Origin of the sequence: Flavobacterium sp. WG21, assembly GCF_000335775.1 — a bacterium.
Taxonomy (GTDB): Bacteria; Bacteroidota; Bacteroidia; order Flavobacteriales; family Flavobacteriaceae; genus Flavobacterium; species Flavobacterium tructae.
Genome location: NZ_AMYW01000006.1, coordinates 82,391 through 96,837, shown reverse-complemented (window position 1 = coordinate 96,837; position 14,447 = coordinate 82,391). Strand labels below are relative to the sequence as shown.

Genomic DNA, 14,447 nt, shown 5'->3' with positions numbered 1-14,447 from the left:
TCAACACAAAGCTAAATGAACCTTAATATCTTAATGGTTAAAATATAAAAATGGCAGAAAAAACAATCAGAATTGGAACCCGCGATAGCGAATTGGCACTTTGGCAAGCACACACTGTCGAGAAAAAACTAAACGATCTGGGTTATAAAACCGAAATTATTGCAGTAAAATCTACAGGTGATATTATCCTTGACAAACCGCTTTACGAACTTGGCATCACCGGAATTTTCACCAAAACGTTAGATGTTGCTATGATTAATGGTGATGTAGATATTGCCGTTCACTCGATGAAGGATGTACCTACAGCTTTACCAAAAGGTATTGTTCAGGCAGCAGTTTTAGAAAGAGCCAATGTTCTTGATATTCTGGTTCATAAAGGAAATCCTGATTTTGCCAATCCAAATACAATCGCAACCGGAAGTTTACGTCGTCAGGCGCAATGGTTCAACAAATACCCTAATCATACTGTTGTCGATTTACGCGGAAATGTAAATACCCGTATGCAAAAATTACAGGACAACAACTGGGACGGGGCTGTTTTTGCTGCAGCAGGTTTGGAGCGTATCAACTTAAAACCGGAAAATTATATCGATCTGGATTGGATGATTCCCGCACCGGCACAAGGGGCTATGGTGGTTGTGGCCATGGAAAACGACAATTATGCCCTTGAAGCTCTTTCACAATTAAACGATATTGAAACTGAGATTTGTACCTATATCGAACGTCAGTTTTTAAGAACTCTTGAAGGAGGCTGTACGGCTCCTATTGGGGCTTTGGTTCGCTATAATGAAGAGGAGGACACGCTTCACTTTCAAGGTGTTTTACTTTCGGTTGATGGAAAACAAAAACTCGAAATCAACAAGACTGTTGAAATTGGAGAGTGGAAAAAACTGGGATTCTTTGCTGCCCAGGAAATTCTGAACAACGGCGGAACAGAATTGATGCAAGCCATTAAAGAATCTTTGAAGAAATAATGAGTAAATCAATTCAAATAGTATCTACAAAAAAGCTTTCAACAGAGCAAAGACAAGCCTTAACAGCCGCTCATATTGAAGTTATTGAAGCCGATTTTATTCAAACCGAAAATAAACCTTTCGAAATAAAAGACCTCAACGATAATTTGATTTTCACAAGTCAGAATGCCGTTCATAGTGTTCTCTCCCATCCCAAATCGGAAGAACTGAAAAGCAAAAATGTATTTTGCGTTGGTTTAAAAACCAAGATCCTCTTATCAGAAAACGGATTCAATGTTGTAGCTTACACTGGTTATGCTGCCGATTTAGCCGAAATTATCACTTTAATATACCGCAGTGAAAGCTATACTTTTTTCAGCGGAAACCTGCGCAGAGAAACGTTACCCAAAGCCTTAAAAGAAGCAGAACTAAAATTCAATGAAATTCAGGTTTATGACACATCTTTGACCCCTCAAAAAATAAAAACTCCTGTTGATGCTATTCTGTTTTTCAGTCCATCAGGTGTACAAAGTTATCTGAAAGAGAATTCGATTAAAAAAGAAACCTGCTTTTGCATTGGAGAAACTACTGCAGAGGCTTTAGAAAAAATTACCAAAAATATCGTTATTGCAGATCAGCCAACGGTTGAAGATGTCATTGAAGATGTTTTACAAGAATATAAATAACAACAATAAACAAACCCGACAGGTTTTAAAAACCTGTCGGGTTTAAAATATAAACCTTATGTTAAAAAACGACCTATTTTTAAAAGCACTAAAAGGAGAAACCGTTCAACGCCCACCAGTTTGGATGATGCGTCAAGCCGGAAGATATTTACCGGAATTTAGAGCTTTACGTGATAAATATGATTTTTTCACCAGATGTGAAACTCCGGAACTGGCTGCCGAAATTACCGTTCAGCCAATCCGTAGAATTGCTCCGGATGCTGCTATTTTATTCTCTGATATTTTAGTGGTTCCACGTGCAATGGGTATTCATGTAGAATTGAAGGACAATTTAGGTCCAATTATTCCGGATCCTATTCGTACAATGGAGCAGGTGAATCAGGTTTTTGTTCCGGATGTAAATGAAACTTTAGGATATGTTTTTGATGCCATTAAATTAACAAAAGAAATGCTGAACGACGAAGTGCCATTAATTGGTTTCGCTGGTTCACCTTGGACCATCTTTTGTTATGCTGTTGAAGGAAAAGGTTCTAAAAGTTTTGATACTGCTAAAGGATTTTGCTTTTCAAACCCGGTTGCAGCGCACACTTTATTACAAAAAATTACAGATACGACGATTTTATACTTAAAAGAAAAAGTAAAAGCGGGTGTTAATGCCGTTCAGATTTTTGATTCCTGGGGAGGAATGCTTTCTCCGGTTGACTATCAGGAATTCTCCTGGAAATACATCAACCAAATTATTGATGCATTGGCAGAAGTTACTCCTGTTATTGTGTTCGGAAAAGGATGCTGGTTTGCCTTAGGCGAAATGGGTAAAAGTAAAGCTTCAGCACTTGGTGTAGACTGGACTTGTACTCCTAGAAATGCTCGTTATTTATCAGGTGGAAATATTACTTTACAAGGTAATTTTGATCCTTCAAGATTGCTTTCTCCAATTCCAACCATCAAAAAAATGGTTCACGAAATGATCGACGAATTCGGAAAAGACAAATATATCGTAAATTTAGGTCACGGAATTTTACCAAATATCCCTGTAGATCACGCTAAAGCGTTTATTGACGCTGTTAAAGAATACGGAAACTAGTTTTCAGTACGCAGTCTCAGTTTTCAGCTGCCTACCAGCAAACTGAAAACTGAGACCGAAAACTGGAACTGAGACCAAAAACTAAAAAAAATGCTCAACAAAGGCTTAAGAGACGAAGAAAAAATAAGAATTGATAACGTCCTCAAGACGTTACGATCACTTGTTTTTGTTCCTTATCCTTTGAATAATACGGAAAAAGAAAATATTGAAAATCAGCTGAAAGAAATCGGGCTAGATTTTGAAACTTTATCCTCTCAAAAAAATGAAGATTTGATCACATTCTTAATACAGCTTCATTTTGATTGGGAACATTTAGAGCAATTTGGAGACATTTTAATCGAATTCTCAAAAGATGAAAATCATAATTTTACCCATAAAGCTTTGGCTGTTTATGAATATATCCAACAAGAAAGTAAAGTTTTCTCTTTCGGGATAAATACTAAAATTGCTTCGGCCAAAAACAGATCCTAATGGTTTTTACAGATTGGAAAACAAATACGATTGCCAATATTCTTCCTGAGGAATTTTACAACCTCATCGAAAAGAATAGAAACCACATTCAAAAAACATTTCCCGTCACACTTTCTTACTGTACGGATCTCGAAAAAACGAAGCAGTTTCTTGCTTTCAACCAAGACAAAGAAAATCACAAAGAAGGATACTTTTTCTATCCAAGAGACACCAAAACCAATGCATTAATTGGCTATTTGTGCATCAAAAGCATTGACAATCGCATTTCAAAATGTGAACTGGGTTATTTTGTTGATGAAGATTATCAGGGAAAAGGAATTACTTCAAAAATGGTTTCCGAAACCTTAGATTTTTGCTTCAATACTTTAAACATGAATAAAGTATTTATCTGTACCTCAAAAATCAACAAGGCAAGTCAGCAGATTGCTTTAAAACACCATTTTAAACAAGAAGGAATATTAAGAGAGGAATTCAAAAACAGCGACGGAACATTAGAAGATGTTGTTTACTTTGGATTACTCAAATCAGAATACAATATCCATGAAAGATAAATTTTACGCTTACATACAACAATTACAAGACCAGATCTGTGCCGGATTAGAAGCGGTTGACGGAACTGCAAAATTCCGCGAAGATCTTTGGAAACGCCCTGAAGGCGGCGGTGGAAGAACACGTGTAATCGAGAACGGAGCCGTTTTCGAAAAGGGCGGTGTCAATATTTCGGCCGTTCACGGAAAACTGCCGGAAGCCATGCAGAAAATGTTTAATGTAGACGAGGCCGATTTCTTTGCCTGCGGATTAAGTCTGGTTCTTCATCCTAAAAACCCAATGGTACCAACGGTTCACGCGAACTGGCGTTACTTTGAAATGTATGATACTTCGTCTTCGCTCAGTACAGGTCCAAGAAAAGTAATTCAGCAGTGGTTTGGTGGTGGACAAGATCTAACTCCTTACTATTTGTTTGAAGAAGACGCTATTCACTTTCATCAAACCTGTAAAACGGCTTGCGACAAACATAATCCCGAGTTTTATCCTAAGTATAAAAAGCAATGTGATGCCTATTTCTGGAATGCACACCGAAACGAAGCCCGAGGAATTGGCGGTTTGTTTTTTGATTATTGCAAAGCAACCGAAACCATGTCAATGGAAGACTGGTACAATTTTGTAACCGAAGTGGGCAACAGTTTCCTGGAAGCTTATGTTCCAATTGTAGAAAGAAGAAAAAATCTGGAATACACAGCCGAAAATAGAAACTGGCAGGAAATCCGTCGTGGCCGTTATGTCGAATTCAATTTAGTTCATGATAAAGGCACGTTGTTCGGTTTGAAAACTAACGGAAGAATTGAAAGTATTTTAATGAGTTTGCCTCCGCACGTACAATGGGTTTACGATCATCATGCGGAAGCTGGAAGCGTTGAGGAAAAATTGATTCAGGTGTTAGAGAATCCAGTTGACTGGATTGAATTGCAATAAAGTCTATTTATTTTATTGTAGAAAATTTCTTTCAAAAAATAACATCCCATCAATAGATTTTTGTAGATTTAGTCTTTAAACCCATAAGGATGATTTCTATAAAAATCTGTTAGTATGGCAAGCACCTATTCTCAATTATACATTCATATTGTTTTCACCGTTAAAGGCCGGCAAAATCTGATTTCCAAAAATTGGAAAGACGAACTCTATAAATACATGACCGGCATTATTAGTAATAAAGGTCAAAAACTAATTGCTATTAACGGAATGCCGGATCATATTCATATCCTGATCGGGTTAAAACCGGATAAGTCAATATCGGATTTAGTAAGAGATATTAAGGCAAATTCTTCAAAATTTATAAATGACAGGAGGTGGGTAAATGGAAAATTTGAATGGCAAACCGGATTTGGAGCCTTTTCATATAGCCATTCCCATTTGACAAATGTTATACGATACATTGAAAATCAAGAAGAGCATCACAAAACAAAAACATTCAAAAAGGAATATATCGGTTTTTTAAAATTGTTTAATGTTGATTTTAAAAACGAATATTTATTTGATGATGTTAACGAATAATATATCATTACAAACATGCTATAAAATATATCGCTCCTCCGGAGCTTAAAAAATCTAATGCTCATATGCTATAGATATGCTGCTCCTTCGGAGCTCTGTAAAAAATAATGGAATTCTAAAACGAACACAATACCTCAAAAAAATTCTAAACCAATACATATCAGAGTCCCAACGGGATGAAATATTTGTAGATTTTTTTGTAGATTTAGTTTTTAAACCCCGAAGGGGTGACCTATTAAAAAATAATAATTCCCCTTTATTAAATTCTGAACCAATATCAGATAATTGCAATTTTTAACCAATGAATTTAAAACTGATTTATATCGTATTCCTCGGAAGCTTTTTTGGGTGTTTTGCTCAAAACGATTCACTGCTGAATCCTTATTTTAAATCCTATAACGATAAAATTACCGGCAGCGTTTATTATTTAGACACTTCAAATAGTTTTCAGATTGCTTCAGGTCCACAGGATTCACAAACATTTCTTAATCTTACTCCGAATAGAAGAGAACAGATTGGTTTTAATCTGAATTATAAAATCATTGATGTTTCTGTTGGTTTCGCTCCAAAATTTCTGAGCCAAAATAAAGGCGATTCCCATTCCAAGCATTTTAATTTCAATACCCGTTTTTACTATAAAAAATGGATGCAGTCCTTTACTTTTATCAATCAGAAAGGATTTTATATCAGTGATGATAATATAATGGCACAATTGCCCGATATGCGCACCACGAAAATTGGCGGATCTACGGCTTATGTTTTCAATCCTAAGTTTTCTTTTAAAACATTGGTAAGCCAAAACGAATGGCAGACCAAAAGCTCCGGAAGTTTTATTCCGACTTTTTCTTTTTATTATACCAATCTCAATCTAAACAATACACCGGATTCTTCAAACGCCGATATCTATGTTTTTTCGATAGCACCCTCCTATTTTTATAATTTTGTAATTAGTCAACGCGTTTTAATTGGTGCCGGAATTGCTTTAGGGGTTGGAATTAATGATATTGACGGCGATTCATCTGCGCTGTATCAAGCCGATTTTAATTTAAAACTTGCCTACAATAATGACCGTTTCTTTGCTTTTGCAAGCATCAATACAGTAAGTTTTGCCCAGGACGATAAAGTCAATCCGCGATTGAATGATAATGTTGCCACTTTAAAACTTTCTGCCGGTTACCGATTTGATCCACCCAAAAAAATAAAAGAAGTTTACGATAAAGTAAATCAGAAAATAGGTTTGTAATTTTTTAATCCAAAATCTTCATTCTAAAATCTAAAATAAAATAGTATGGCAAATGTGAGCAAAGAACAATTGAACCGCATGCAGACCGGAAAAGGATTTATTGCTGCATTAGATCAAAGTGGCGGAAGTACACCAAAAGCATTAGCACAATACGGTGTAGAGGAAAGCAGTTATACAACCGAAGAAGAAATGTACACCCTCGTACATGAAATGAGAACCCGAATTATTAAAAGTCCCGCCTTTAGCAGCAAATTTATTCTGGGAGCTATTTTGTTCGAAAATACGATGGACCGCAAAATCGATGGGCAATGGACTGCTGATTACTTGTGGGAGCATAAAAATATCGTTCCCTTTCTAAAAGTAGACAAAGGTCTTGCTGAGCTCGAAAATGGGGTACAACTCATGAAACCCATTTCTAATCTGAACGAATTGTTAACTCGCGCTGTAGAACGCAATATTTTCGGAACCAAGATGCGTTCCGTAATCAAAGAAGCCAATGTTACTGGAATTCGTGAAGTCGTTGAACAGCAATTTGCAGTAGGACTTCAAATATTTAACAAAGGCCTTGTACCAATTATTGAACCTGAGGTTGATATTTATAGCGCTGACAAAGAAAAATCAGAAGAAATTCTAAAAGCAGAAATCATCAGGCAGCTTAATTTACTGGACAAAGAAGTAAAAGTGATGCTGAAACTTTCGATTCCAACCGTAAATGATTTTTACGAAGAATTAATGTCCGATCCTCATGTGGTACGTGTAGTGGCATTGTCCGGAGGTTATACGCAGGATGAGGCCAACCAAAAACTGGCTCTAAATCACGGATTGATTGCCAGCTTCTCGCGAGCGCTTTCGGAAGGGCTAACGTTTGGTCAGTCTGATGATGAATTTAATTCAAAACTTGGAAAATCTATTAACGGAATTTATGAGGCATCGATCCTCTAAAATCAGAATAAAAAATCCCCGAAAAAGATTAGATCTCTTTCGGGGATTTTAGTTTTATATCGAGCTTTAGATTATTTACTCAATTCTTCTGCTAAATCCAACGTTTGCAGGATGATATTTTTATCTGATTTTGAAGCATTTAATTTCAACTCAAATTTCAATTTGTTATCGATCAGCTTTTTAGGAGACTGTATAGCAATATCACTAAACTGCTCTGACAATCGTTTCAATTTTTCTGAATCTTTGCCTTTTGCTTTTCCTGAATTCTCATAAGCAAATGATGCTCTTGCAAAATTTAATTTTCCGGAGATGTAATTTTTCTTTAACTCCTTTTTTGCTTCCTTAACAAAAAGTCCTTTTCCATCATTAAAATAATCTAAAGTATTGGCTATCAAAACCACATCTTTGTCTTTTTTGATAAAAATAGTCCCATAGTCTTCCGTTCCAAAAATTTCATAAAAATCTCCCTTTTGCTCCAGGATTTTTTTGCGAAGTCCCAATTGGATTAACTTATCACCAAAAGTAGGATGCGTCGAGGTAAATACCATAGAGAATAACGGAATGTTCTTCTTCACTTTTTCCTCTGTTATCTTCTCTTCGTAATTTTCATCGTACCCATATATCTTCTTAGTCACCTCAACTTCATTTACATGATACAAAAACATACTTAAATCACCATCAAAAAGCGTTGCAGTAGCTTCTTCATCTACGATTGTCGAAATTAAATCCGTAATAACCGTCAAATCTTCCTTTACTAAATACTGACTTTGAAATAAATCTGCCACTAACGTTGGAAATTTTTCCAGTGCCGCCTTAGTATTGATATGATAAGACATATATCCTAATGGGTTTTCATCCGGAAAATAGTTGAAAATATTTTTGTTGATCTTTCTGTCCGTCATTTTCGCAACAATCTGTGCCATCGGTTCAGCATATTCAATCACTTCCTCAATACGGGCGTTGTCATTCTCAAAATAAAAATCCAGATTAATTCCTTTTACCATATTTGCCGCATTATTCTGCATGGGTAAAAACTTATTGTAACTGGTGAATTTCGATAAAAGACCATAAGCCGAATTTAAACTGGTCATCGCCGAACTGTAATTCAGCCAGGACGAAATATCGGCTGCCTTATTTATTTTTTCAGAAACAGGAGCGGTGAATCCATTTTCGAATAGTGACTTGATAAAAAGGCTTTGTTGTTCGGCTTGCAAAAGATTAAAATCAGCCTCTGCTTTCTCGTATGCTGTATTAGACACCGCTACAGCTTCTTCTGTTTCTTTTGCAGCACTAGCCGCAGCCTCTTCAGCCGATTGCGCAGGTTCTGCTGTTGTTTCTGTTGAAGTTTCTGTTGAAGTTTCCTGATAAGGTTCATCTATCGCAATAGAATCCTGCGTTCTGTCTTCCCAGTCGTATGATTTTGGCTTGTATTTTTTAGTCAATTCTACCAAAACCAGATAATTATCGTTCCAGACAAATGACGTCTTTTGATTTTTTGGTGTAAAAACAGCGTATTTGCCATAATCCTGAATTACGGGAACCTCAACTGAATCTGTGTTTTTATTCTTTGTATGCTCATCAATTAAGAACTGCTTCACTGCTTCTTTGTTTTTAATGGGAAGCGTCACCTGATAGTACGGAATACTGTCCGTGAAGTTACCATGAACGGTTATCTTTTGATCCAATTTAAAAAGAGCTGTATACTTCTTAAGATCGAGGCTGGCTTTGCCTTCTTTGTATTTACTAATTAGCGGATGATTTACTATTTGATCAACGCCTACTTTTTTCGAAAGCTGATCTCCGTTAAACTGTACAAAATAATCGTAGGATTTTGAATTGATCTGTCCAAAAGTCAAATGTGTGGCTAATACTAAAAATAAAATATAAAATTGCTTCATAAATCAAGGGGTTAATTGGATTGTATTGTTCATTAAGGCCGATTTTTTAAGTACGCTGTACATACTTTGTTTTAAGAAAACGGTCTTTTTGTTTGGTGAAATTCTGCTGTTCGGATTCTCTACGGCCTTAACATCTTTATCAAAAGTATAAATCGCGGTAATACTTGCCGCTTCCAGATCTTCCTTTTTCTTTGGATCTTTTACTACTTTTTCAGGAACCGGATAGGAGGCGATCCTTTCAAAACTTTTGGCATTGCTGCTAAAATGAACTTGATTGCTCTGATTGTTTATCGTATTAACAACAGCATTGAGCGCTTTCAGATTGGCATAATTGAGTTTGATAATAAAAACATACTGATCAAAATCAGTTTTAGTGGTTACATTGGTAATACCGTCAATTTTTAAGGCTTTGACTTTAAAATCTTCCAGTTTTTTGGTGATTTCCTGTTCGTTTGGGATTTTTACACCATCAACCTCTTCCATCCACATGGCCGATTTTGTCTTAAACCATGATTTCGAAAAGTCAACCATCAGCGTATACTCTCCACTTTGGTCGTCGTGGTGTTTGATTCTTTCTGTTATTTCGAAACAGCTGGTTAGCAGTAAACAACAGCATAATGCGAGAAATTTCTTCATTAGACAAATTTATAGGTAAATATTCAAAAAAACCAGAGCCTGAAAGTTAATTCTAAATTTACATCCCCAATTGCTTTTTGAAACTTCACGAACGAAGACATAACTGCCATATTCTGCAAATTTTTAGATAATATTAACGGATTCTACCGGGGGCTAAACGCCTTATTCTGTTCCTTTTTCTTTAACTTTGTGGCACTTATTAAAAAGTAACACAATCTTCAAAAAAACAAAAAACAATACACTTTAGAAAGTAGGATTCTCCATCATATTTCGAAGAAATCGGTTGCAATCTAAAATCTAAATCTAAAATCTAAATTTTTATGTTCCCATTACAAAGAAACCGCCGTTTAAGAACCAATGAATCCATTCGTTCTTTAGTTCGTGAAACCAGTTTAAGTCCACAGGATTTTATGCTTCCGATGTTTGTTACTGAAGGAAAAGATGTAAAAGTGTCCATACCGTCTATGCCGGGAATTTACCGTCATTCTCTGGACAATACGATTAAAGAAGTAAAAGAAGCCTGGGATTTAGGAATTAAAGCGGTGAACATCTACGTAAAAATCAGCGATCATTTAAAAGACAATAAAGGTGTCGAAGCCTGGAACAAAGACGGTTTGATGCAGCAAACCATCCGCACGATAAAAGATGCTGTTCCTGAAATGATTGTAATGCCGGATGTGGCTCTCGATCCTTATTCAATTTATGGTCATGACGGGATTATAGAAAACGGACAGCTTCTTAATGATCCTACAGTTGATGCTTTAACCCGAATGAGTTTAAGTCACGCAGAAGCGGGAGCCGATTTTGTTGCGCCAAGTGATATGATGGACGGAAGGGTTTTAGCCATTAGAAAAGCATTGGAAGAAAACGGACATCACAATGTGGGAATCATGAGTTACAGTGCCAAATATGCTTCGGCATTTTACGGGCCATTTCGTGACGCTTTAGATTCTGCTCCTGTAGATTCTCAAAATATCCCAAAAGATAAGAAAACGTACCAAATGGATTATGCCAACAGAATTGAAGGAATTCGTGAAGCTTTATTAGATGTTGAAGAGGGTGCAGATATCGTTATGGTAAAACCGGGAATCGCTTATTTAGACATTGTTCGTGAGGTGAAAAATGCCGTTCATGTACCGGTTGCCGTTTACCAGGTATCTGGTGAGTACGCTATGGTAAAGGCCGCAGCAGAGAGAGGGTGGCTTGATCACGACAAAATTATGTTAGAGCAACTATATTGCATTAAGCGCGCAGGCGCCAGTATTATCTCGACTTACTTTGCCAAAGAAGCAGCAGTCTTACTAAACAAATAGCATGAAAAAAATACTATTCTTATCAGCCGTTTTAGCGTTTGCATCCTGTAAAAAAGAAACTGCAGAAACGCCAGTTGAAACTACAACAGAAGCCTATTCAGAAGGAGAAACAGTAAAAGCCAAAACTCCGGAAGAATTTGGAAAACAAATTTTTGAAGGACAGGGAAATTGTTTCTCCTGCCATCAGCCGGACAAAAAAGTAATTGGTCCAAGTATTCAGGAAATAGCCAAAATATACAAAGACAAAAACGGAGATATTGTTACTTTCCTGAAAGGAAATGCTGATCCTATTGTTGATCCGAGTCAGTTTGCCGTTATGAAGACTAATTTTCCGGTAACACAGGCGATGTCGGATGAAGAACTAAAAGCGATTGAAACCTATATTTACAGCCATTTAAAGTAAGATTATCGTTTCCTGCTGACATACTGTTGTCATTGCGTCATTTTACCTTTACAGCTTAACAAAAACAAGTAAGATGGAACAAAAATTCAATGTTATTGGTATTTCAATAAGAACGACTAACGAAAATGGACAATCGGGAACAGATATTCCGGCACTTTGGAATCGATTTATGTCAGAAGGAATTCTTCAAAAAATTCCCAATAAAACTAGTAATGCGATCTATTGTATCTATACGGACTATGAAAAGGATTATACACGTCCTTATACCACAATATTGGGCTGTGTAGTAGAAAATCTAACTGTTATTCCGGAAGGAATGGTTGCCAAAACGATCTCCGGAGTTCATTACCAAAAGTTTACTGCCAAAGGCAATCTGGCCGATGGTATTGTGATTAACGAATGGATAAAAATTTGGAACTCGGATTTAGACAGGCTTTATACCGAAGATTTTGAAATTTACGGAGAACAGGCTCAAAATCCTGAAGATGCAGAGGTTGATATTTATATTGCGATCTCATAAATACAAAAACAAAAACGGCGCTAAAATTAGCGCCGTTTTTTATGGTTTTTCTGTTACCAGATTTTAACTCTTTTATCAGGATCAATGTACATTTTGTCTCCTTTTTTAATATCGAAAGCCTTGTAAAAAGCATCAACATTTTGAATTGGCACTACAGCTCTGTACATTCCAGGTGAATGCGGATCTGTTTTAACCTGGCTTTTTATAGCCTCATCTCTTGATTTCGTTCTCCATACCGTAGCCCATGAAATAAAGAAACGCTGCTCTGGCGTAAATCCGTCAATTAATCCCGGATTTCCATTGGCTTTCAAATACAATTGCAATCCATCATAAGCTGCATTTATTCCACCTAAATCACCAATATTTTCACCTAAAGTAAATTTACCGTCAACGTGAATTCCAGGTAAAGGCTCTAAAGCGCTGTATTGCGCTGCAAGAGCTCCTCCAAGAGCTGTAAATTGTTTTAAATCTTCCGGTGTCCACCAGTCTACAAGATTACCATCAGCATTGTAACGTGCTCCTGAGTCATCAAACCCGTGAGAAATCTCATGTCCGATTACTGCTCCTATTCCACCGTAATTCACGGCTTCGTCTGCCTGATAATTGTAAAAAGGCGGTTGAAGGATCGCTGCCGGGAAAACAATCTCGTTGTAAGATGGGTTGAAGTAAGCATTTACCGTTTGCGGAGACATTCCCCACTCTGTTTTATCAACCGGTTTTCCTAATTTAGCCAGGTTCTCAGCATAAGCCCATTTTGAGATACTTCTCATATTGTCAAAATACGTTCCGCCTTCCCCTACATTTTTAAGCTCTAAAGCTGAATAGTCTTTCCATTTATCAGGATATCCGATTTTAATGGTTAGTTTTTTCAATTTCTCAATTGCTTTTACTTTGGTTTGTTGGGACATCCAAGGCAATGCATTAATTCTGTTTTCGTAAGCTAACATTACATTAGCAATCATTTTCTTTGCTTTGTCTTTTGCTTCAGCAGGGAATAATTTCTCTACATACAATTTTCCTAAGGCTTCACCGCTAGCAGTATTAATTACCTGTAACGCCATTTCTTCACGAGGACGTTGTTTTAAAGCACCTGTCAACGTTTTTCCGTAGAAATCAAAATTAGCATTTTCGATATCTGTAGTCAAAGTCGAAGCCGTTCTGTTTAATAAAGACCATTTTAAATATTCTTTCCAAGCCTCTACTTTCTTTTCAGAAAATGTCTTTTCCAAAGCAATCATATAACGCGGCTGCGCTACATTTACACTATCCAATTTTGTCATTCCAATTCCGGCAAAATACTTTTCCCATTGAATAGAAGGTGTGTTCTTTTTTAAATCAGCAATTGCTGTTGGATTGTATTGTTTTCTACGGTCTCTGCGCTCTACACGGTCTAATCTTGGAGCAGACAATTCGATTTCTAATGCCAGAATTTGTTTGGCACTTTCTTTTGCTTTTGCAGGAGATTCGCCAATGAACTGTAACATTCTGGCAACGTGTACTTCATACTTCTCACGTTTTTCTTTTGAATCTTTATCATCAGCGTTGTAATAATCTTTGTCTGATAATCCTAAACCACCCGGGCCTAAGTTAACGGTGTTTTTGTTACTGTTTTTTGCATCTGGTCCCACAAAAACACCAAAGAAACCAATACCACCTTGTGGCTGCATTTCGATAAAGAAGTTTTGAAGATCTGTTACATTTTTAATGGCGTCGATCTTTTTTAAGAAAGGCTGAAGCGGTGTAACTCCTCTTTTATTACGTCCAACAGTATCTAAAATCGTATTGAATAAAGCAATCGCTTTACCCTGATCTGTATTGGATTTGTACTTAGGATCTTTTGATGCTTCTTTTAAGATAGCAAGTGCATCATTATCCGTTTTCTGACGTAGTTCATTGAAACTTCCCCAGGAATTTCTATCACCAGGAATTTCAGTTTTGTCCAACCAGCTCCCGTTTACATATTTAAAGAAGTCTTCTTTTGGACTTACCTTGGTATCCATATTAGACAGATTGATACCGGGCTCTTTTGGTTTTGCACTTTGTGCGTTTACTGTGGTAATGGTAACCATTGCAGAAACAACGCAAAACATTGGTTTTCGTAATTGTTTGATCATTTTTCTTTGTAGTTTTTAGTATATACACAAACATATTCTAATTATTCCAAACGTCATGTTAAATTTTTCACATAAAATTGACTCTGGGAACGCCTTCAGACCGCGGCCTGCTTCTATACCGATGATTAGTTA

15 protein-coding genes are annotated in these 14,447 nt (G+C 36.6%); 12 read left to right on the top strand and 3 right to left on the bottom strand.

Features of this window, described 5'->3' with window-relative positions:
* Window positions 1-50: 50 nt before the first annotated feature.
* The 9 genes from hemC to C245_RS0106695 all read left to right on the top strand — a co-directional run bounded on the left by hemC (window position 51) and on the right by C245_RS0106695 (window position 7,431).
* On the top strand, window positions 51-974 hold the full coding sequence (gene hemC / locus C245_RS0106735) for a hydroxymethylbilane synthase (RefSeq protein ID WP_017495821.1): 924 nt from the start codon (window positions 51-53) through the stop codon (window positions 972-974).
* On the top strand, window positions 974-1,639 hold the full coding sequence (locus C245_RS0106730) for a uroporphyrinogen-III synthase (protein ID WP_017495820.1): 666 nt from the start codon (window positions 974-976) through the stop codon (window positions 1,637-1,639). Before hemC ends, C245_RS0106730 begins: the two co-directional genes overlap by 1 nt.
* A gap of 58 nt (window positions 1,640-1,697) precedes the next feature.
* On the top strand, window positions 1,698-2,723 hold the full coding sequence (hemE, locus tag C245_RS0106725) for a uroporphyrinogen decarboxylase (RefSeq protein WP_017495819.1): 1,026 nt from the start codon (window positions 1,698-1,700) through the stop codon (window positions 2,721-2,723).
* Window positions 2,724-2,813: 90 nt separating this feature from the next.
* Window positions 2,814-3,194 (top strand): hypothetical protein, encoded by a 381-nt coding sequence (locus tag C245_RS0106720; RefSeq protein WP_017495818.1) that lies wholly within the window; start codon window positions 2,814-2,816, stop codon window positions 3,192-3,194.
* Window positions 3,194-3,745 carry a GNAT family N-acetyltransferase gene (locus C245_RS0106715; RefSeq protein WP_017495817.1) on the top strand — a complete coding sequence of 184 codons (552 nt, stop codon included), beginning with the start codon at window positions 3,194-3,196 and terminating at the stop codon, window positions 3,743-3,745. The genes C245_RS0106720 and C245_RS0106715 overlap by 1 nt, the downstream gene beginning before the upstream one ends.
* Window positions 3,735-4,667 (top strand): oxygen-dependent coproporphyrinogen oxidase, encoded by a 933-nt coding sequence (hemF, locus tag C245_RS0106710; protein WP_017495816.1) that lies wholly within the window; start codon window positions 3,735-3,737, stop codon window positions 4,665-4,667. Before C245_RS0106715 ends, hemF begins: the two co-directional genes overlap by 11 nt.
* 114 nt (window positions 4,668-4,781) lie before the next feature.
* Window positions 4,782-5,246 (top strand): IS200/IS605 family transposase, encoded by a 465-nt coding sequence (tnpA, locus tag C245_RS0106705; protein WP_017495815.1) that lies wholly within the window; start codon window positions 4,782-4,784, stop codon window positions 5,244-5,246.
* A gap of 301 nt (window positions 5,247-5,547) precedes the next feature.
* Window positions 5,548-6,489: a DUF4421 family protein gene (locus tag C245_RS0106700; protein WP_017495814.1), complete on the top strand. Its 942-nt coding sequence runs from the start codon at window positions 5,548-5,550 to the stop codon at window positions 6,487-6,489.
* Window positions 6,490-6,543: 54 nt separating this feature from the next.
* Entirely contained in the window at window positions 6,544-7,431 is an 888-nt protein-coding gene (locus tag C245_RS0106695) for a fructose bisphosphate aldolase (RefSeq protein ID WP_026109919.1), read from the top strand.
* Between the two features lie 71 nt (window positions 7,432-7,502).
* Here C245_RS0106695 and C245_RS0106690 read toward each other — a convergent pair whose 3' ends face one another.
* Window positions 7,503-9,329, bottom strand: a complete 1,827-nt coding sequence (locus tag C245_RS0106690; RefSeq protein ID WP_017495812.1) for a hypothetical protein — start codon at window positions 9,327-9,329, stop codon at window positions 7,503-7,505.
* A 3-nt stretch (window positions 9,330-9,332) separates the two neighbouring features.
* Entirely contained in the window at window positions 9,333-9,965 is a 633-nt protein-coding gene (locus C245_RS0106685) for a hypothetical protein (protein ID WP_017495811.1), read from the bottom strand.
* A 320-nt stretch (window positions 9,966-10,285) separates the two neighbouring features.
* On the opposite strand from C245_RS0106685, the gene hemB reads away from it, so the two are divergent.
* The 3 genes from hemB (at window position 10,286) to C245_RS0106670 (ending at window position 12,201) form a co-directional block, all read left to right on the top strand.
* Window positions 10,286-11,278 (top strand): porphobilinogen synthase, encoded by a 993-nt coding sequence (gene hemB, locus C245_RS0106680; RefSeq protein WP_017495810.1) that lies wholly within the window; start codon window positions 10,286-10,288, stop codon window positions 11,276-11,278.
* A gap of 1 nt (window position 11,279) precedes the next feature.
* Complete coding sequence (locus C245_RS0106675) at window positions 11,280-11,681, top strand: c-type cytochrome (RefSeq protein WP_017495809.1); 402 nt, start codon at window positions 11,280-11,282, stop codon at window positions 11,679-11,681.
* 73 nt (window positions 11,682-11,754) lie between these two features.
* The gene (locus C245_RS0106670) at window positions 11,755-12,201 is read left to right on the top strand and encodes a GyrI-like domain-containing protein (protein WP_017495808.1); all 447 of its coding nucleotides are present in this window, start codon (window positions 11,755-11,757) and stop codon (window positions 12,199-12,201) included.
* A 53-nt stretch (window positions 12,202-12,254) separates the two neighbouring features.
* Here the strand turns inward: C245_RS0106670 and C245_RS0106665 are convergent, their stop codons facing one another.
* The gene (locus C245_RS0106665) at window positions 12,255-14,315 is read right to left on the bottom strand and encodes a M13 family metallopeptidase (RefSeq protein ID WP_017495807.1); all 2,061 of its coding nucleotides are present in this window, start codon (window positions 14,313-14,315) and stop codon (window positions 12,255-12,257) included.
* Between the last annotated feature and the right edge of the window lie 132 nt (window positions 14,316-14,447).